This window comes from Pseudomonas sp. KT_2_4, assembly GCF_041410225.1.
Lineage (GTDB): Bacteria > Pseudomonadota > Gammaproteobacteria > Pseudomonadales > Pseudomonadaceae > Aquipseudomonas > Aquipseudomonas paracarnis.
This window is the reverse complement of sequence record NZ_CP166962.1, coordinates 2,754,307-2,772,533: the sequence shown is the minus strand read 5'-3', so window position 1 is coordinate 2,772,533 and position 18,227 is coordinate 2,754,307. Positions and strand designations below refer to the sequence as shown.

General features: G+C 60.0%; 20 protein-coding genes and 1 pseudogene. 11 read left to right on the top strand and 10 right to left on the bottom strand.

The window, feature by feature from the left end:
• Window positions 1-38 precede the first annotated feature (38 nt).
• The 4 genes from proB to AB9N64_RS12810 all read left to right on the top strand — a co-directional run bounded on the left by proB (window position 39) and on the right by AB9N64_RS12810 (window position 3,443).
• Window positions 39-1,157, top strand: a complete 1,119-nt coding sequence (gene proB, locus AB9N64_RS12825) for a glutamate 5-kinase (RefSeq protein ID WP_019817476.1) — start codon at window positions 39-41, stop codon at window positions 1,155-1,157.
• A 16-nt stretch (window positions 1,158-1,173) separates the two neighbouring features.
• Window positions 1,174-1,638: a CreA family protein gene (locus AB9N64_RS12820; RefSeq protein ID WP_371360337.1), complete on the top strand. Its 465-nt coding sequence runs from the start codon at window positions 1,174-1,176 to the stop codon at window positions 1,636-1,638.
• Between the two features lie 102 nt (window positions 1,639-1,740).
• Window positions 1,741-2,223, top strand: a complete 483-nt coding sequence (locus tag AB9N64_RS12815; RefSeq protein ID WP_371360336.1) for a glutathione peroxidase — start codon at window positions 1,741-1,743, stop codon at window positions 2,221-2,223.
• A gap of 116 nt (window positions 2,224-2,339) precedes the next feature.
• Window positions 2,340-3,443 carry an NADH:flavin oxidoreductase gene (locus tag AB9N64_RS12810; protein WP_371360335.1) on the top strand — a complete coding sequence of 368 codons (1,104 nt, stop codon included), beginning with the start codon at window positions 2,340-2,342 and terminating at the stop codon, window positions 3,441-3,443.
• 380 nt (window positions 3,444-3,823) lie between these two features.
• Here the strand turns inward: AB9N64_RS12810 and AB9N64_RS12805 are convergent, their stop codons facing one another.
• Window positions 3,824-5,002 (bottom strand): glycosyltransferase family 1 protein, encoded by a 1,179-nt coding sequence (locus tag AB9N64_RS12805; protein ID WP_019817477.1) that lies wholly within the window; start codon window positions 5,000-5,002, stop codon window positions 3,824-3,826.
• 54 nt (window positions 5,003-5,056) lie between these two features.
• Window positions 5,057-5,821: a sulfate transporter CysZ gene (gene cysZ / locus AB9N64_RS12800; RefSeq protein ID WP_019817478.1), complete on the bottom strand. Its 765-nt coding sequence runs from the start codon at window positions 5,819-5,821 to the stop codon at window positions 5,057-5,059.
• A 292-nt stretch (window positions 5,822-6,113) separates the two neighbouring features.
• On the opposite strand from cysZ, the gene trxB reads away from it, so the two are divergent.
• The gene (gene trxB / locus AB9N64_RS12795; RefSeq protein ID WP_003194076.1) at window positions 6,114-7,076 is read left to right on the top strand and encodes a thioredoxin-disulfide reductase; all 963 of its coding nucleotides are present in this window, start codon (window positions 6,114-6,116) and stop codon (window positions 7,074-7,076) included.
• A gap of 170 nt (window positions 7,077-7,246) precedes the next feature.
• On the opposite strand, the gene AB9N64_RS12790 is transcribed toward trxB, so the two are convergent.
• From AB9N64_RS12790 to AB9N64_RS12765, 6 genes are read right to left on the bottom strand one after another with little or no spacing between them, the layout of a single operon-like run.
• Window positions 7,247-7,585, bottom strand: coding sequence for a HopJ type III effector protein (locus AB9N64_RS12790; protein WP_014719883.1), 339 nt, complete (start codon window positions 7,583-7,585; stop codon window positions 7,247-7,249).
• Window positions 7,578-7,874, bottom strand: a complete 297-nt coding sequence (locus AB9N64_RS12785) for a DUF1244 domain-containing protein (RefSeq protein WP_014719882.1) — start codon at window positions 7,872-7,874, stop codon at window positions 7,578-7,580. The genes AB9N64_RS12790 and AB9N64_RS12785 overlap by 8 nt, the downstream gene beginning before the upstream one ends.
• 15 nt (window positions 7,875-7,889) lie before the next feature.
• Window positions 7,890-8,261 carry a dihydroneopterin triphosphate 2'-epimerase gene (gene folX, locus AB9N64_RS12780; protein WP_003194073.1) on the bottom strand — a complete coding sequence of 124 codons (372 nt, stop codon included), beginning with the start codon at window positions 8,259-8,261 and terminating at the stop codon, window positions 7,890-7,892.
• 2 nt (window positions 8,262-8,263) lie between these two features.
• Window positions 8,264-8,824 (bottom strand): GTP cyclohydrolase I FolE, encoded by a 561-nt coding sequence (gene folE / locus AB9N64_RS12775; protein ID WP_003194072.1) that lies wholly within the window; start codon window positions 8,822-8,824, stop codon window positions 8,264-8,266.
• 20 nt (window positions 8,825-8,844) lie between these two features.
• Window positions 8,845-9,555 carry a dihydromonapterin reductase gene (gene folM, locus AB9N64_RS12770; RefSeq protein WP_014719881.1) on the bottom strand — a complete coding sequence of 237 codons (711 nt, stop codon included), beginning with the start codon at window positions 9,553-9,555 and terminating at the stop codon, window positions 8,845-8,847.
• A gap of 57 nt (window positions 9,556-9,612) precedes the next feature.
• Entirely contained in the window at window positions 9,613-10,170 is a 558-nt protein-coding gene (locus AB9N64_RS12765) for an antibiotic biosynthesis monooxygenase (RefSeq protein WP_014719880.1), read from the bottom strand.
• A gap of 213 nt (window positions 10,171-10,383) precedes the next feature.
• Here AB9N64_RS12765 and AB9N64_RS12760 point away from each other — a divergent pair, with 213 nt between their 5' ends.
• Window positions 10,384-11,346: a MerR family transcriptional regulator gene (locus tag AB9N64_RS12760; protein ID WP_371360334.1), complete on the top strand. Its 963-nt coding sequence runs from the start codon at window positions 10,384-10,386 to the stop codon at window positions 11,344-11,346.
• On the opposite strand, the gene AB9N64_RS12755 is transcribed toward AB9N64_RS12760, so the two are convergent.
• Complete coding sequence (locus AB9N64_RS12755; RefSeq protein ID WP_020302026.1) at window positions 11,337-11,942, bottom strand: hypothetical protein; 606 nt, start codon at window positions 11,940-11,942, stop codon at window positions 11,337-11,339. The genes AB9N64_RS12760 and AB9N64_RS12755 overlap by 10 nt on opposite strands.
• Before the next feature lie 58 nt (window positions 11,943-12,000).
• On the bottom strand, window positions 12,001-12,468 hold the full coding sequence (locus AB9N64_RS12750) for a PAS domain-containing protein (protein ID WP_020302025.1): 468 nt from the start codon (window positions 12,466-12,468) through the stop codon (window positions 12,001-12,003).
• A 129-nt stretch (window positions 12,469-12,597) separates the two neighbouring features.
• Here AB9N64_RS12750 and AB9N64_RS12745 point away from each other — a divergent pair, with 129 nt between their 5' ends.
• From AB9N64_RS12745 to AB9N64_RS12725, 5 genes and pseudogenes are all read left to right on the top strand, one after another.
• Window positions 12,598-13,053, top strand: coding sequence for a flavodoxin (locus tag AB9N64_RS12745; protein WP_014719876.1), 456 nt, complete (start codon window positions 12,598-12,600; stop codon window positions 13,051-13,053).
• A gap of 175 nt (window positions 13,054-13,228) precedes the next feature.
• A complete protein-coding gene (locus AB9N64_RS12740) occupies window positions 13,229-14,011 on the top strand; it encodes a class II aldolase/adducin family protein (RefSeq protein WP_371360333.1) in 783 nt (260 codons plus the stop codon).
• The gene (locus tag AB9N64_RS12735) at window positions 14,011-14,913 is read left to right on the top strand and encodes an alpha/beta fold hydrolase (RefSeq protein ID WP_032902535.1); all 903 of its coding nucleotides are present in this window, start codon (window positions 14,011-14,013) and stop codon (window positions 14,911-14,913) included. Before AB9N64_RS12740 ends, AB9N64_RS12735 begins: the two co-directional genes overlap by 1 nt.
• Before the next feature lie 117 nt (window positions 14,914-15,030).
• Window positions 15,031-15,943, top strand: a pseudogene (locus AB9N64_RS12730) (SDR family oxidoreductase).
• Between the two features lie 481 nt (window positions 15,944-16,424).
• On the top strand, window positions 16,425-18,215 hold the full coding sequence (locus AB9N64_RS12725) for a DUF1302 domain-containing protein (RefSeq protein ID WP_014719872.1): 1,791 nt from the start codon (window positions 16,425-16,427) through the stop codon (window positions 18,213-18,215).
• Window positions 18,216-18,227 lie beyond the last annotated feature (12 nt).

The following is an 18,227-nucleotide window of genomic DNA, read 5'->3' as shown; positions in this document are numbered from 1 at the left end:
CGCTGGGTCGCGCGGCCCTCACTCTAAGGTTGAAGATGATGCGGAGCAAAGTGACAGGTGCGCAGCGCTGGGTCGTGAAAATCGGCAGTGCGCTGTTGACGGCGGATGGCAAGGGTCTGGACCGCGCAGCCATGAGCGTCTGGGTCGAGCAGATGGTGGCCTTGCATGAGGCAGGCGTTGAGTTGGTATTGGTGTCGTCCGGAGCGGTTGCCGCCGGGATGAGCCGTCTCGGCTGGACCGCGCGACCCAGCGCGATGCACGAACTGCAAGCCGCTGCCGCCATCGGCCAGATGGGCCTGGTGCAAGCCTGGGAGTCCAGCTTTGCCGAGCACGGTCGCCACACGGCGCAGGTGCTGCTGACCCACGACGACCTGTCCGACCGCAAGCGCTACCTCAACGCCCGCAGCACCTTGCGCGCGCTGGTGGAACTCAAGGTCATCCCGGTCATCAACGAGAACGACACCGTGGTCACCGACGAAATCCGCTTCGGTGACAACGACACCCTGGCCGCCCTGGTGGCTAACCTGGTAGAGGCCGACCTGTTGGTGATCCTCACCGACCGCGATGGCATGTTCGACGCCGACCCGCGTAACAACCCCGATGCCCAGCTTATCTATGAAGCCCGCGCCGACGACCCGGCGCTGGATGCGGTCGCCGGCAGTGTCGGCGGTGCCCTGGGCCGCGGTGGCATGCAGACCAAACTGCGCGCCGCTCGCCTGGCCGCGCGTTCCGGTGCCCACACCATCATCGTCGGCGGGCGCCTGGAGCGCGTGCTGGATCGCCTCAAGGCCGGTGAGCGCATTGGTACGCTGCTGTCGCCGGAACGCGGCATGTTGGCCGCGCGCAAGCAGTGGCTGGCCGGGCATCTGCAAACCCGTGGCACCTTGGTGTTGGACGCGGGAGCCGTATCGGCCTTGTCCCAGGGCAACAAGAGCCTGCTGCCGGTGGGTGTGAAGTTGGTACAGGGCAGCTTCCGCCGTGGCGAGATGGTGGTGTGCGTTGCGCCAGACGGTCGCGAGATCGCGCGCGGCCTGGCCAACTACAGCGCTCTGGAAGCACAGAAGATTATTGGACAATCCTCCGACGCCATTGTCGGACTCTTGGGTTATATGGCGGAACCGGAACTGGTTCACCGCGACAACCTGATCCTGGTTTAACCATAGGAAATACACGATGCGCGTGATAAAGGGATTGCTCGGCCTGCTGTTGGCCATGCCGCTGCTGGCTTCGGCCGAAGAAGTCGGCCAGGTGTCGACAGTGTTCAAGTTCGTCGGCCCCAACGACCGGATTGTGGTTGAAGCGTTTGACGACCCCAAGGTCGATGGCGTGACGTGCTACTTGTCCCGCGCCAAGACCGGCGGGGTAAAGGGCGGGCTGGGTCTGGCCGAAGACCGTGCCGAGGCCTCGATCGCTTGCCGCCAGGTGGGCCCGATCCACTTCAAGGGTGAACTCAAGGACGGCGACGAAGTGTTCAAGGAGCGCACCTCGCTGGTGTTCAAGACCATGCAGGTGGTGCGTTTCCTCGACAAGAAGCGCAACACCCTGGTGTATCTGGTCTACAGCGACCGCTTGATCCAAGGCAGCCCGCAGAATGCGGTGACGGCGATCCCGATTTTGCCCTGGCCGACCGCTCAGTAACCTGCAGGCGAGTTTCGTCACCGGCGTCTATGATTGCAGCCTTTCGGGTTGTAAGCTCCGAAGGGCTGCAATGCAAAGAACATGGGATATCTGGAGTTCGTCATGAGTGCTTTCCACGATCTGAAACTCAAAGCCTTGGACGGACAAGCGCTACCGCTGGCGCCTTTCAAGGGCCAAGTCGTGCTGGTGGTGAATGTGGCGTCCAAATGTGGTTTGACCCCGCAATATGCGGCGTTGGAAAACCTCTACCAGCAGTACAAGGGCCAAGGGTTCACGGTGCTCGGCTTGCCATGCAATCAGTTTGCTGGCCAGGAACCGGGCACGGAGGAAGAGATCCAGCAGTTCTGCAGCCTGAACTACGGCGTGACCTTTCCACTGGGCAGCAAGATCGAGGTCAACGGCCCTGATCGGCACCAGCTGTACCGCTTGCTGGCGGGCGAGGGCGCTGAGTTTCCTGGGGATATCACCTGGAACTTCGAGAAGTTCCTGTTGGGTAAGGATGGCCGGGTACTTGCGCGTTTCTCGCCCCGTACGCCCCCAGAAGATCCCTCCATCATCCAGGCCATCGAAAAAGCCCTGAGTTGACGCCTACAGGTATTCGGGCACTTCTATACCTTAATCATTTAGATCAATAGTACTTTGAGAGACGCTCTGCTCTCCATATTATCCACGTCATAAATTTCTCAGCCGTGGAGCGCTCCATGCCCGTCCAAGCCTTGTTCAAACCCTTCCAGCTCGGTGCATTGCAACTGTCGACCCGCGTGGTCATGGCGCCCATGACCCGCTCGTTCTCCCCAGGTGGCGTACCCAACTCGAAAGTCATTGAGTACTACCGTCGCCGTGCCGCTGCCGGTGTGGGCTTGATCATCACTGAAGGCACCGTGGTCGGGCACCCAGCCTCCAACGGCTACCCCAACGTGCCGCATTTTTACGGTGAAGCCGCCTTGGCCGGCTGGAAGAAAGTGGTCGATGCAGTCCACGCCGAAGGCGGCAAGATTGTCCCGCAACTGTGGCATGTGGGCAGTGTGCGCCGTATCGGCACTGAACCTGACGCCAGCGTGCCGGCTTATGGCCCGATGGAAAAGCTCAAGGACGGCAATGTCGTTGTGCACGGCATGACCAAACAGGACATCACGCAGGTGATCAACGCCTTCGCCCAAGCGGCCAAGGATGCCCAGGCGATCGGCATGGACGGCGTGGAAATCCACGGTGCCCACGGCTACCTCGTCGACCAGTTTTTCTGGGAAGGCAGCAACCAGCGCACCGACGAATACGGTGGCAGCCTGGCCAACCGCTCGCGCTTTGCCATCGAACTGATCCAGGCGACCCGCGCCGCTGTCGGCCCGGATTTTCCGATCATCTTGCGTTTCTCCCAGTGGAAGCAGCAGGACTACACCGCGCGCCTGGTACAAAGCCCTGAAGCGTTGGGTAAGTTCCTCAAGCCATTGTCTGACGCTGGCGTGGATATTTTCCACTGTTCCACCCGTCGTTTCTGGGAGCCGGAATTTGAAGGCTCGGACCTCAACCTGGCCGGCTGGACGCGTCAGCTCACCGGCAAGCCAACCATCACGGTGGGCAGCGTGGGCCTGGATGGCGAGTTCCTGCAGTTCATGGTCAACACCGACAAAGTCGCCCAGCCTGCCAGCCTGGAGAAACTGCTGGAGCGCCTGAACAACGATGAGTTCGACCTCGTGGCAGTGGGCCGTGCATTGCTGGTGGACCCGGATTGGGCGGTGAAGGTGCGCGAAGGGCGTGAAGGCGACATCCTGCCCTTCAGTCGTGAGGCGTTGACGACCTTAGTGTAAGGACTCGGACTCCCTGTGATCTGGGCACAGGGAGTTCTGTTGCTTTAGTGATTAATACTCTGGCCGCTTATTCAGCTCTTTGTGATGATCAGTCTTGAGCCCATCTTTGTGCCCAGGCTGGCCGTAGGTTGGCGGTTCTGCACGGGATTGATCCAGCCATTGTTGCTGGCGTGTCCACTCCGCGGTTGGCATGTTGACGCCATTGCGTACACCCATTCCATAAATTGGCATTGTTCATTATCTCCATATTCAAAGGGCCTGCTTGATCGGCAGGTCTCTATGATTGGCGTTACGCAACCGTTGGTTCCCGGTTTAAATACCAGGCAAAACTTGAGTGGCCGGTAGCAGGCTGGCCATGCGTTTGATCATTGACCGATTGTTCAGCGCACGTAAGGTTGCGTTGGAAGGTCAAAACTCTCCCCGCACACCCCACGTAACTGATGCTCGAATTGCTCGACAATCGCTGGCCAGCCTTGGCGGCTTGCGTGTTGACGGGCATTGAGGCGCATACGGCGTAAACCTTCTGCGTCCTCCAGCAGCCAATTGGCGGCATCGCAAAACGCATTTTCATCCCCCGGCATCGCCAGCACCCCGTTATAGCCATGACGAATATGCTGGGTGGCGGCTGCCTGGTCGTAGGCCACAACTCCCAGTCCTGAAGCCATGGCCTCCAAAACCACATTACCGAATGTTTCGGTCAGGCTGGGGAACAGGAACACATCGCCGGATGCGTAATGACGAGCCAGTTCTTCACCGCGCAAGGCACCGCAGAAAATGGCGTCGGGAAGGTCTTTCTCCAGCATGGCTCGTTGCGGCCCATCACCAACGATGATCAGTTTCATCTGACGCAGTGGGTATCTGTCTTGCAAGGTCTCGAAACAGCGCTTGAGCAGTCCCAGGTTCTTTTCCTGCGCCAGTCGTCCTACATGCAGTACTGCGATTTGCTCATTATTCAATGCCCAGCGTTCGCGCAGAGTGCTGTCGCGTTTAGCGGGGTGGAACAGTTGGCTGTCGACGCCTCTGGCCAACATCCCCAAGCGCTCAAAATGCCGACGCTCCAGTTCCAGACGCTGACTGGCGCTCGGTACCAGGGTCAGGCTCGAGCGGTTGTGAAACCAGCGCAGGTAATGGGTGACCACGCGACTGAGCAGGCTCAAGCCGTACTGGTTCGAATACTGCTGAAAGTTGGTATGAAAGCCGCTGACGACGCTGATTCCCAACCGCCGAGCCGCCCGCAAAGCGGATAATCCCAGCGGCCCTTCCGTGGCGATATACAACACATCCGGGCGCTGCCGGCTCCAGCGTCGGAGCAGTTTTCGCATCGACGATTGGCCCCATTGCAGCCCTGGGTAACCGGGTAATGGCCAGCCGCGGCACAGCAGCAGTTGATCGTCACTTGATCGGCTCTTATCGGTGTTCTGACGTGGGCGCACCAGTTCGACCTGATGGCCGCGTGAGCGCAAACCCTCGCACAGGCGGCCAAGGGTATTGGCCACCCCGTTGATTTCCGGCGGGAAGGTTTCGGTAATGAGGGTGATGTGAAGCGAGGCTGTCGTCATGACCCACAGTGTCGGCGTGGGCCATGTCGCCATTGTGTCAGTGCGATGATGGATTTATGACTTGGCCACCGCTTGCTGCGCCATCGCCTCGGCGCCTTGTTCACGCACCCAGAACAACGTTGCGCCGGCCACCGCCGCTGGCATCATCAACAGGTTGACCACCGGCACCAGCAGTACCAGGTAGACAATGCCGCCAAAACTCATGCTCTGCCAGCGTTTCTGGCGCAGCCATGCGAGCATCTCGTTCCAGCCCAGCTTATGGTTATCGGCCGGGTAGTCGATGTACTGGATCGCCATCATCCAGACGCCAAACAGCAGCCACAACGGCGCCGCGATCAGGTTGACCACCGGGATGAACGACAGGATAAACAGGCCGATGGCACGTGGCAGGAAGTAACCCAGCTTGCGCATCTCCCGCGCCAGGGTGCGTGGGACCATGGCGGCCAGTTCGGCCCAACTGAACGGCGGGAAGTCGTCGGTGCCACGTACCACGACCTCGACCTTCTCGGCGAGAAACCCGTTGAACGGCGCGGCGATGATATTGGCGAGCATGGTGAACGTGAAAAACACCATCAGCACCACCAGCACAACAAACAGCGGCCACAACAGGTAATTCAAAAAGCCTAGCCAGTGGGGCAGCGTCGGCATCAAGCTATCGACCCACAGGCTGAACTGATGGCCGGCGAAATAGATCAACCCGACGAACAGCACCAGGTTGATCGCCAACGGCAGCAACACGAACAGGCGCAGGCCAGGGCTCAACACCAGTTTGAGGCCTTCACGCAGGTATTGCGGGCCGGAAAGAGCAGGGGCGGGCATGGAATACTCCGAGCAAAATGGCGAACGCGCCGACCTTACCGGCTTTGCACCTGTTGTGAAAGCGCGGGCAGGTAGGCGACATCCAGGGTTACAAAGGTGTCGATTAACTTAATTGCGCGCATAGAGAACACCTATGAGCTGGATTGTTAATGCGTATTTCCTTAATCTTGCCCCCTCGATACGCTGCACCCATTATTTTCAGGACCTGGCGAGTCAAAGCCTTCCCCAAGTGCTTCGCGGTCCTTTTTTATTCCCGCCGCCCTGTGGTCTGGGCGGTCGGTAGGAGTGAGTCATGTCTGATACCCGTCATTCCCGAGTGATTATTCTCGGTTCCGGCCCTGCCGGTTACAGCGCCGCTGTCTACGCTGCCCGGGCCAATCTCAAGCCGCTGCTGATCACCGGCATGCAGGCGGGCGGTCAGTTGACCACCACTACTGAAGTCGACAACTGGCCTGGCGATGTCCACGGCTTGACCGGCCCGGTGCTGATGGAGCGGATGAAAGAGCACGCCGAGCGCTTTGAAACCGAGATTGTCTTCGACCATATCAACAAGGTCGACTTCTCGAAAAAGCCTTACAGCCTGACCGGTGACAGCGGTGTGTATACCTGCGACGCGCTGATCATCGCCACCGGCGCCAGTGCGCGTTACCTGGGCCTGCCTTCGGAAGAAGCGTTCATGGGCAAGGGCGTTTCGGCCTGCGCCACTTGCGATGGTTTCTTCTACCGCAACAAGCCGGTTGCCGTGGTCGGCGGTGGCAACACTGCTGTGGAAGAGGCGCTGTACCTGGCCAACATCGCCAGCACCGTGACCCTGGTTCACCGCCGCGAGACCTTCCGCGCCGAGAAGATCCTGATCGACAAGCTGCACGCCCGTGTCGCCGAAGGCAAGATCATCCTCAAGCTCAACGCCACCCTGGATGAAGTCCTGGGCGACAACATGGGTGTGACCGGTGCCCGTCTGAAAAACAACGACGGCAGCTTCGACGAGCTGAAAGTCGACGGTGTGTTCATCGCCATCGGCCACACCCCGAACACCTCGCTGTTCGAAGGCGTGCTGGAAGCCAAAGACGGGTACCTGGTGGTGCAAGGTGGCCGTGAAGGCAATGCGACCGCGACCAACATCGAAGGTATCTTCGCTGCCGGCGACGTGGCAGACCACGTCTACCGCCAGGCCATCACCTCGGCCGGCGCCGGTTGCATGGCGGCCCTGGATGCCGAGCGTTACCTCGACGGTTTGAAGGACGCTTCGTTCTAAACCTGTGAAATTGAAAAAACCGGCGAAAGCCGGTTTTTTTATGCCTGCGATCTAGCCGAGACACCGCAAAACAAATGTGGGAGCTGGCTTGCCTGCGATAGCGGTGTGATAGTCACCACCGCCCTCGCGGGCAAGCCCGGTTCCTACATTGAGCGGGGTTGATTATTAAATCAGCGGCGAGTCAGAGGCTGTTCAGCAAACTTCACTGCGGCCAGCCCATGGGCAATCAACGCTCGGATATTGCCATGGTCACTGCCCTCAGGCGTCGCCACCACCGACCGATAATGCTCACCAAACGCTAGCAGTGCTTCCTTATCACTCAACCCTTCCAGCAGCGCCAAACCCAGGGTCTTGCACGAACCTTCGTTCTGTCCGGCAGCGTTTTCCACACCGCCGTTGGTGAAAGCTTGCGGCTGGTAGTTGTAACCGGCCGCGACGAACGCCAGGGTGTCGGCAAAGAGGTGTTCGCCACTGTTGAGGCTGGCGCGCAGGGTGTTCAAATCAGTCATGAGGCTTTCCTTTGGCAAACGCGGCCTGTTGGTCGGCGTTGGCTTCTTGCTGGTATTGGGCTTTCCACTCGGCGTACGGCATGCCGTACACCACTTCACGGGCCTCATCGAGGCTGACCTCGATCTGGCGTTCGTCGGCCTCGGCCTTGTACCACTTGGACAGGCAGTTGCGGCAGAAGCCGGCGAGGTTCATCAGGTCGATATTCTGCACATCCTTGCGGCTGTCCAGGTGGGCCACCAATCGGCGAAAGGCGGCGGCTTCGAGTTCGAGGCGTTGTTGGTCGTTCATAGGGCTCACTTAGTATCAGCGGCTGGCGGCCAGAGTGATCGAAACCGACTCGGCAAAGCGCAGCGCGTGGGGCTTGTCCACTTCGACTTCGGCGTACAGCACCGATTCGTTGCTCATCACCAGGTCCAGCAGTTCCTGGGTCAGGCGCTCCAGCAGGGCAAAGCGATTGCCTTCGACGTGAGCGATGATGGCCTTGGTGATGGTGCGGTAGTTCAGGGCGTGGTCGATGTCGTTGTCACGCACGGCTTCCTGGGCGGCATACAGGATGGTCAGGTTGATCAGCACATCCTGTTTGTTGAGGATTTCGTCCTCGTTGATGCCGATAAAGGTGCGCAGGCACAGGTCCTTGACCCGGATACGCGCCATGCCTGGTTGAAGTTGTGGCATTGCTACTTGCTCCGTCCAATCAGTTGCAGGAACTCCATGCGGGTGGTGTTCGACTCGCGAAAGGCGCCGAGCATCACCGAGGTGTTCATGGTTGAATTCTGTTTCTCCACGCCGCGCATCATCATGCACATGTGCTTGGCTTCGATCACCACCGCCACGCCGGCGGCCTGGGTCACGTCCTGGATGGCGTCGGCGATTTGCCGCGTGAGGTTTTCCTGGATCTGCAGGCGCCGGGCGAACATGTCGACAATGCGCGCCAGTTTTGACAGGCCCAGCACCTTGCCGGTCGGAATATAGGCCACATGGGCCTTGCCGATGAAGGGCAGCAGGTGATGCTCGCACAACGAATACAACTCGATGTCCTTGAGGATCACCATCTCGTCATTGTCGGACGCGAACAGTGCGCCGTTGACGATTTCTTCCAGGTTCTGCTCATAGCCATGACACAGGTACTGCATGGCCTTGGCGGCACGCTTGGGCGTATCGAGCAGGCCCTCGCGCTGCGGGTCTTCGCCCAGGCCCTTGAGGATTTCGCGGTAGTGGTGGGGCAGGGATAAGGTCATACAACATCCTCAAAAACGGCTTACTTGATATGCCGCCCACCGTTGACGGTCAGGGTGGTACCGGTGACATAGGGGTTGTCCAGCAGGTAACGCACGCTCTGGTAGATCACCTCGGGCCCGGGCTCGATGCCCAAGGCCGACTTGGCCAGGACCTTGGCGCGATAGGCCGCGTCATCGCCTTCGTTGAACATCACCATCGCCGGTGCGATGCCGTTGACCTTGATCAGCGGCGCGAACTGTGCGGCAAACGATAACGTGAGGCTGTCCAGCCCGGCCTTGGTGGCGCCATAGGCGATGTGCTGCCGGCTGCCCTTGCGCACCACGTCGTCGCTGATATGCACGATATCGGCGGGTGTCGAGCGTTGCAGCAAAGGTGAACAATGCAGGTTGATCAGGTACGGCGCAAGCATGTGCACGCTGAACATGTCGATAAAGGCACGGCTTTCGTCGCCCGGGGTTTCGGCGACCCAGGCTGAAGCGTTGTGGATGATTGCTCGCAGGCTTTGAGTATGGGTTTTCACTGCGCCAATGAAAGCCAGCACTCCGGCTTCGCTGGAGAAATCGGCAAACACGCCGATGGCACCGCGCTCACGCAGCGCCTGCACGCCGGGGCGTTCGCTGCGGTAGCTGAAAATCACGGCTTGGCCTTCATCCAACAGGCGCTCGGCGCAATGCAGGCCGACACGCTGGCCGGCACCGGTGATCAGGATCGGAGCGTTGGTTGCATTCATGGGAGGCTCAAGTCGCTGGCAGGCTCAAACTATACCAGCGCCCCGGCCTCCCTGTACTCAAGCGGCTGCTTCGGTGACCTTGCGAGGGGGCGAAGGGTGCAGCCAGTTCGCCAGCAGATGGGTCGACAGCGGTATAAAGAGGTAAACCATCAACGGGGTCAGGGCAGCGGTGCTGACCAGTACGCGGCTGAACAGGTCTAACTCGCTGAGCAGCGAGCCCAGGCCGAAGTTGAACAGCAGCGATACCGGGAAAAAAGCCAACCAGATGGCCACCGCCTGTTTCCAGCGTGGCGGGCGGGCACCCACTGCGCCAAACCAGCCATCGATACCGCTGACGCGGTGTTCCGACGGGTCGGCAAACAGCTCGCTGCCTCGGCTCAGCCACGCGCTGCGCGACGCGGAGAATTCCCAGGCATGCAGGGTTTTTTCATCGGCAAAGCGGAAGATGATCTGGAACTCATCATCATGGGGTGGCGGGGCCAGCACGCCGGAACCCAGGTAACCGGGGAAGTCAGTCGCCAATTGCTCGCCTTCACGCAGCCAGGCCATCAGCTCTTCGTAGCGACCTTTGGCCACGCGGCGCGCAACCATCAAGGTGACGGGTGAGGTAGACATCGTATATCTCCAAATCAGCAAGTGCGCCGAGCCGGGTAGGCTGTGCACGAACGAGGCTGCGGGGTGGTGCAGCGACGCAAAAGAACAGGCAAGGATTATTCCGGATTTGCCCAAATACGCCAGAAACTTCGGATGGATCGCCGTAGATCTTGAATCATGCAGTTCAATCGGCGTTAAATGGTGTTCAAATTCATACAAGTTTTTTGACCGCTGATGCCCGAAATCACTGCGCCTCTTCGCGAAACGACAGCCGACAGCCACTCTGACTGCGAGGGGCTGTTTCCGATTCGTGAAGTGGCAAGACTCACAGGTGTAAACCCGGTGACGTTGCGTGCGTGGGAGCGTCGCTACGGTTTGATCCAGCCTGTACGCACCGAAAGTGGGCACAGGCTGTACTCAAGCACCGATATCGACACCGTGCACCGCATCCTCGACTGGATCGAACGTGGCGTGGCGGTGAGCAAAGTCGGCAAGCTTTTGGCGCGCGACCCACAGCCCAACGAACCGGCTACCGCGTCACGCAGCGATACCGAACTGGAGTGGCGCCAATGGCAGGCGCAATTGCGGCAGGCCATCAGTGCTTTTGATGATCGTGAGCTCGACCGGTTGTACGGCCAGATCTTCAGCGTCTATTCGACAACCGTGGTGTTCCAAGACATTTTGGTCCCGCTGTGGCAGCAGTTGTTACGTCACCAAGGCCGCTTTGGCCAAGCCAGCGAGTGGCTGTTCTTCGATAATTTCCTGCGCTCGCGTGTCGCAGGGTGCCTGCAAATGGCCTGTGCCTCGCCAGCGCCCAGGGTATTGCTGTCAGCCATTGCCGGAGAGTGCCGTGAGCTGGAGTTGCTGGTGGCGGGCTTGTTGATGTCGAGCGAGAAACTGGCGGTCAAGGTCCTGGGCGTTGGCCAGCCACTGGATGAGTTGACGCTGATCTGTGAGCGCACTCGGCCGCAAGCCCTGGTGCTGTTTTCCAACCATGCCCCTGGCGCAGAGCTGGCGTCGCGGCTCAATCGCCTGGCCTTCACCCTCGACTGCCCGTTGCTGCTGGCTGGAGAGGCGTCAGAGCTGGCAGAACACAGCCTGGAGGGGGCATCGATTGGTTGTCTGGGCAATGACGGGCGCTTGATGCCGCGCCGCTTGCAGCAACTGCTCAGCGGCCATCTGGAGTCTCAGGCATGAACGTGAGGATGAACCAGGCGATGCTGGTGCAGGATGAACTGGCGTAACCGTTCGATCTCATCGGCATCGCTCTGGCTGAGGCGATAAGCGAACAGGCCGCGGGCGGTTTCCCGCTCCAGCGTACCGCGCAGGGCGATGCGTTCGTAGCCGGAAGGGCTGAACCACAGGGAAAACGTCTTTGGCGGTTTGACCCGGCCACGCACTTCTACCAGCACCCCTTTGAATGACACTTCGTGCACCCACAGCGCGCTGGAGTAGCCCTTGATGTTTTCCAGCGCCACCGGCGTTTCAAGCGCCAGGCGCCACGGGCGGATCATCGGCCCATCTTCAAAAATGCTCGGTACGCCCAGGCGCAAATGCACGGCATGAAACTCATCTTCCACCAGGTGCAACGGGAAGGTGAGTTGCTGGTTGTCGAACTGCGCCTGGATGGTGACCTGGTCGTGAGCCGCTAGCCGCGTGAGCAAATCGCGAATCTGTGCGCCGCCATTAACCGTCAGGCTCGACCATGCATCCCGCAGGTTGAGCTGCGGGTTGTGCTGCATGTCCTGGATAAAATCCAGCTCGTCCTGCGTCAATAGCGTGTCGCGTTGCATTGATCTGGCTCAAGGCTGAGGCGTTAAAAAGCCATTATCGCTCTAAAGACCGCGTTTTTTACAGTTTGTTAAATCCACTCGTCGCCTTGAGTGCCGCGAGCTCGCTCTTGAGCTCGGCCAACTGAGCTTCCAGTTGGGCGACACGCTGTTGTGCCTTGACTTGAGTGGTGACGTCTTTTTGCACGCCGACGAAATACGTTTGCTTGTCGACCTCGTTGTACACGGTCGAAAGCGACAGTTCGTTCCAGAAAGGCGTGCCGTCTTTGCGAAAGTTGCGCAGGATCTCCCGGCAGGCGCCGCCGCTGTCGAGCGCGTCACGGATGGCGATCAAGGCCGGTTGGTCGCGGTCGCCCGACTGCAGGAAGCGGCAGTCCTGATACAGGATCTCGTCGAGGGTATAGCCGGTCAGCCGTTCGAAGGCCGGGTTGACGTAGATCAGCGGTTTGTCGTTGCCTTCGCGCTCGGCAACAACGATTCCGTCGTTGGACGCATTGACGACCATTTGCAACAGTTTGGCGTTAATCATAGAGCGGTCCATGGCCTGGTTTTGACCTTGCCAGTTTATGGCAAGTCTGGAATGTTGCACGGTGCGCACTGAAATATTGGCACGGGCTGCTAATATCCCACGCTTTCACTCAACCACAGGATCAGATTGATGAAAGTCGCCATCCTCTCCGGCTCGGTCTACGGTACGGCTGAAGAAGTCGCTCGCCACGCGGAAGAAATCCTCAAGGACGCAGGTTTCAACGCCTGGCACAACGCACGTGCCACGCTGGCAGACGTGCAGGCCTTTGCTCCCGATGCATTCCTGGCAGTGACCTCGACCACCGGCATGGGCGAGTTGCCCGACAATCTGCAGCCTCTGTACTCAACCATCCGCGACCAACTGCCCGCCGCCTGGCGCGGCCTGCCGGGAGCGGTCATCGGCCTGGGCGACGCCAGCTATGGCGATACTTTCTGTGGCGGCGGTGAACAAATGCGCGAATTGTTCGCCGAACTGGGCATCCGCGAAGTGCAGCCGATGCTGCGCCTGGACGCCAGCGAAAGCGTCACCCCGGAAGCTGACGCCGAGCCTTGGCTGGCCGATTTGATCACCGCGCTGCGCGGTTGAGCCCCAGGGAGCGCCGTTATTGACGGCGCTTGTTTGACACGTATTTGTACTATTCTCTTGACTGACTCGCTCAGTCATCAAGCTGGCTGCCAAGGAAACTCCTTGCGCCTCGGCGTCTGACTAGACTGGCTCTCACTTTAGACACCATAAGAAGTGCGCCAAGGAGGTCATTGCCATGAGCCTAGCCCCTGCTCCATCGCCACAAAACGTCAAAGCCCAGGTCAGCGCCGCCGAATGGCAAACCCGCGTGGACCTTGCGGCCTGCTATCGCCTGGTGGCCATGCACGGTTGGGATGACCTGATCTTCACGCATATTTCGGCCAAGGTGCCGGGCACTCAAGATTTCCTGATCAACCCCTATGGGCTGATGTTCCATGAGATCACCGCGTCGAGCCTGGTCAAGGTTGACCAGGCCGGCAATAAGCAAATGGAGAGCCCCTACGATATAAACCCTGCGGGCTACACCATCCACAGCGCCATCCACGAAGTACGCCACGACGTGACCTGCGTGCTGCACACTCACACTGCTGCGGGCGTGGCGGTGTGTGCGCAAAAGCAGGGTGTATTGCCCATCAGCCAGCAATCGCTGTTTGTACTGTCCAGCCTGGGCTATCACGCCTATGAGGGCGTGGCGCTCAATCACGAGGAAAAGGCCCGCCTGCAAGCGGATTTGGGCCAGAACAATTTCCTGATGCTGCATAACCACGGCCTGCTGACCTGCGCCGGCACCATCGCCGATACCTTCCTGATGATGTTCACCTTCCAGCGCGCCTGCGAGATCCAGGTGCTGGCCCAGAGCGGCGGCACCGAGTTGATCGCCATCGAGCCGCAGATTCTCGCCGGTGCCAAGGCGATGGTGGCAGCTGTCACAAAAAGCGCCCAAGGTATGGGTGGTGCGCTGGCCTGGCCGGCGCTGCTACGCAAATTGGACCACCAGGACCCCGGGTATAAAAGCTGATGCCACTCGCCGAGATACCGCTCAGAGCCTGGCGCAAGCGCGGCCAGGACTTCGTCTTTCGTGGCCACACCGTGCGGTATTGGATGGCCGGGCAGGGCGAGCCGTTGCTGCTGATTCATGGTTTCCCCACGGCCAGTTGGGACTGGCACTACCTGTGGCAACCCCTGGCCCAGCGCAATCTGGTGATTGCCTGCGACATGCTCGGCTTTGGCGACTCGGCCAAACCCTTGGACCACGACTATTGCCTGTTGGAACAGGCCGATCTGCAACAGGCGCTGCTTGAGCACCTGCGCGTAGAGCAGCCGGTGCATGTGTTGGCTCATGACTACGGCGACAGTGTCGCCCAGGAATTATTGGCTCGGCATTACGAGGGCCGGTTCCCGATGGCGAGTTGTGTATTTCTCAACGGCGGGCTGTTTCCGGAAACCCATCGGCCGGCGCTGGTGCAAAAGCTGCTGCTCAGCCCGTTGGGCTGGATGATCGGTCGGGCCTTTGGGCGCAATGCCTTGGCCAGCAGTTTCAACCAGATCTTCGGCCCCCAGACGCGGCCCAGTGAAAGCGTGCTGGATGATTTCTGGAGTTTGATCAGTTGCAACGACGGCCCGCGTATCCTGCACAAACTCATCGCCTACATCCCCCAGCGCCGTCGTCTGCGCGAGCGCTGGCTCACGGCCATGCAGCGAGGTGAAGTGCCGCTGCGGGTGATCGACGGCGAAGTAGACCCGATTTCCGGGGCTCATATGGTCGAGCGCTATCGCCAACTGGTGCCCGCGCCCGACACGATAAGGCTGGCCAATATCGGCCACTACCCGCAGATCGAGGCGCCGGTCCAGGTGCTCAAGCATTACCAGGCGTTTCGTGAGCGCATCAGCCAGCCTTCACCGCGCGCGGCCTATTCCTGATTCCGCGCATCATCCCGCTGCCTTATCAAGCACCATTCAGCCCCGGCCGTCTTTATTGTGACCAGAGGCTGCGTGCGTGACACTCTGCCTATCCCATTGTCGCCAGCGGAGTTCGGTATGAGTGAGTCAGTGCAGTTCCAGGATAAGGTCGTGATCGTCACCGGCGCCGGTGGTGGCTTGGGCCAGGCCCATGCGCTGCTGTTCGCCAAGCACGGGGCCAAAGTGCTGGTCAACGACCTCGGTGGCTCAACCCAAGGCGAGGGCGCCAACGCCTCGGCGGCCGACCGGGTGGTGGCGCAGATCCGCGCGGCAGGCGGTATTGCCGAGGCCAACCATGACTCCGTCACCGACGGCGACAAGATCGTACAGAACGCCCTGGATGTTTTCGGCCGGGTCGACGTGGTGGTCAACAACGCCGGCATCCTGCGCGACAAGACCTTTCACAAAATGGACGACAACGACTGGGACCTGGTTTACCGGGTGCATGTCGAAGGCGCCTACAAAGTCACCCGCGCCGCCTGGCCGCATTTGCGCGAGCAGGGTTATGGCCGGGTGATCTTCACGGCGTCGACGTCAGGCATTTACGGCAACTTCGGCCAGTCCAACTACGGCATGGCCAAGTTGGGCCTGTATGGCTTGACCCGCACCCTGGCGCTGGAAGGGCGCAAGAACAACATTCTGGTCAACGCGATTGCCCCCACCGGTGGCACACGCATGACCGAAGGGCTGATCCCGCCGCAGGTGTTCGAGCGCCTCAAGCCGGAACTGGTCAGCCCGCTGGTGGTGTACCTGGGCAGTGACGCCTGTGAAGAAACCGCAGGCTTGTTTGAAGTGGGGGGCGGCTGGATCGGCAAGACCCGTTGGGAGCGCAGCCTGGGTGTGGGTTTTGATCCCGAGGCCGGTTTTTTCGCCGCAGGATGTGGCCGCGCACTGGCAGCAGATCTGCGATTTCGAAGGGGCTGCGCACCCCAAGGACAATATCGAGGCACTGAAGGAAATGATGGCCAACTTGCAGAAGTTCAGCCTCTGATCATTGCCGGTAAATCAATGAATCCCACGGGGCGTCGATGACGCCCCGTTTTATTGCAGGCATAAAAAAGGCCGCTGCATAGGCAGCGGCCGAAGTAAGACGTTGGATCAAGGAGCGACAAATCAACGTCAGTGAACACCGGGAACAGACTGATTACGGGATCAATCCGTTATAAATCAGCTTTTCTCCCCAATGCGGGAGCGGGCTGTTTGCCCTGAAAGCCAGGCAAGAATAGTCGGTTGTAACAAAATGAGTAATAGCGAATCAGGACAAGGACTATTACCAGATCGGCAATAATTACAGGGCGCCATCGATCCTTCTGATAACCCTTCATCCATCGCATGCATGTCACCAAGCCAACGCCCGGCCAGAGAACCCCGTCATCCTTTCGAGCGACAACACGAATACCTCCTTGGTGCGCTTATCGCTCCTCAAGGGCGGCAGTAGGGTGGGGCCTTCTGTCACTCACCGGGGAAGACGCATGACAAAAACAATAATGCGCGCCATCTTCACGCCACAGGCGCTGGCCACTGCGGTTGCGCTGGGCTGCTGTGCCCAGGCGCAGGCTGTTTCGTTCAACATCGGCGAGATCGAAGGGCAATTCGACTCCTCGCTGTCGGTCGGCGCCAGTTGGGGCATGCGCGATGCCGATAAAAGCCTGGTCGGCACGGTCAATGGCGGGACGGGCCAGGCGTCCACCGGGGATGACGGGCGCCTCAACTTCAAGAAGGGCGAGACCTTCTCCAAGATCTTCAAGGGCCTGCACGACCTTGAGTTGAAGTACGGCGACACCGGGGTATTCGTGCGTGGCAAGTATTGGTACGACTTCGAGCTCAAGGACGAAGACCGCGAGTTCAAGCCCATCAGCGATCACAACCGCAAGGAAGGCGCCAAGTCCAGCGGTGCGCAGATCCTCGATGCCTTCGTCTACCACAACTACTCCCTGGGCGACCTGCCCGGCACCGTGCGCGCCGGCAAGCAGGTGGTCAGTTGGGGCGAAAGTACCTTCATCGGTAACTCCATCAACAGCATCAACCCGATCGACGTGTCGGCGTTTCGCAGGCCCGGTGCCGAGATCAAGGAAGGCTTGATCCCGGTGAACATGCTGTTTGCCTCCCAGAGCCTGACCAATCAACTGACAGTGGAAGGTTTCTACCAACTGGAATGGGACCAGACGGTGCTCGACAACTGCGGCACCTTCTTCGGTGGGGACGTGGCGGCGGACGGCTGCACCAATAACTACACCGTGGGCAGCCCGGCGATCCGACCGCTGCAACCGGTGGCCGCTGCCTTTGGTCAAGGGTTTGGCGTGACCAATGAAGGCGTGATCGTGCGGCGTGCCGGTGACCGCGATGCGCGTGACTCCGGCCAGTTCGGCGCGGCCCTGCGCTGGCTGGGCGATGACACTGAATACGGCCTGTATTTCATGAACTACCACAGCCGTACACCGACCGTCGGCACCCTGACCGCCAATACCAACCTGGCCACAATCGGGCGCATCATCAACACCGCCAACGCCCTAGCACCCGGTTCCGGGGGCGGTTTGGCGCAAAGCACCATGCTTGGCCGCGGCCAGTACTACCTGGATTACCCGGAAGACATCCGCCTGTTCGGCGCCAGTTTCTCCACCACCTTGCCCACGGGCACGGCGTGGACCGGCGAAATCAGCTATCGGCCCAATGCGCCGGTGCAGCTCAACACCACTGACCTGACCCTGGCCCTGGTCAATCCCATTGCGGGCCAACTCGCCTCACCCATCCGCAGCAATTTCGGCGATGACAACAAAGGCTATCGCCGCAAGGAAATCACCCAGATCCAGAGCACCATGACCCAGTTCTTCGACCAGGTACTGGGCGCCGAGCGCCTGACCCTGGTGGGCGAAGCGGCGGTGGTGCACGTCGCCGGCCTGGAAGACAAAACCAAACTGCGTTACGGCCGAGACTCGGTGTACGGCGCCTACGGTTTTCAAGGTGACACCGACGGTTTTGTCACCTCCACCTCGTGGGGCTACCGGGCGCGGGCGATCCTTGACTACAACAACGCCATTGCCGGTGTGAACCTCAAGCCCAACCTGTCCTGGTCCCACGACGTGGCGGGCTACGGCCCCAACGGCCTGTTCAACAAAGGCGCCAAGGCCATCAGCGTCGGCGTGGATGCGGACTATCGCAGCACCTACACCGCAAGCCTGAGCTACACCGACTTTTTTGGCGGTGACTACAACACCCTGACCGACCGCGACTTCCTCGCCCTCAGCTTCGGCGTGAACTTCTGATCTGGCTTAAAA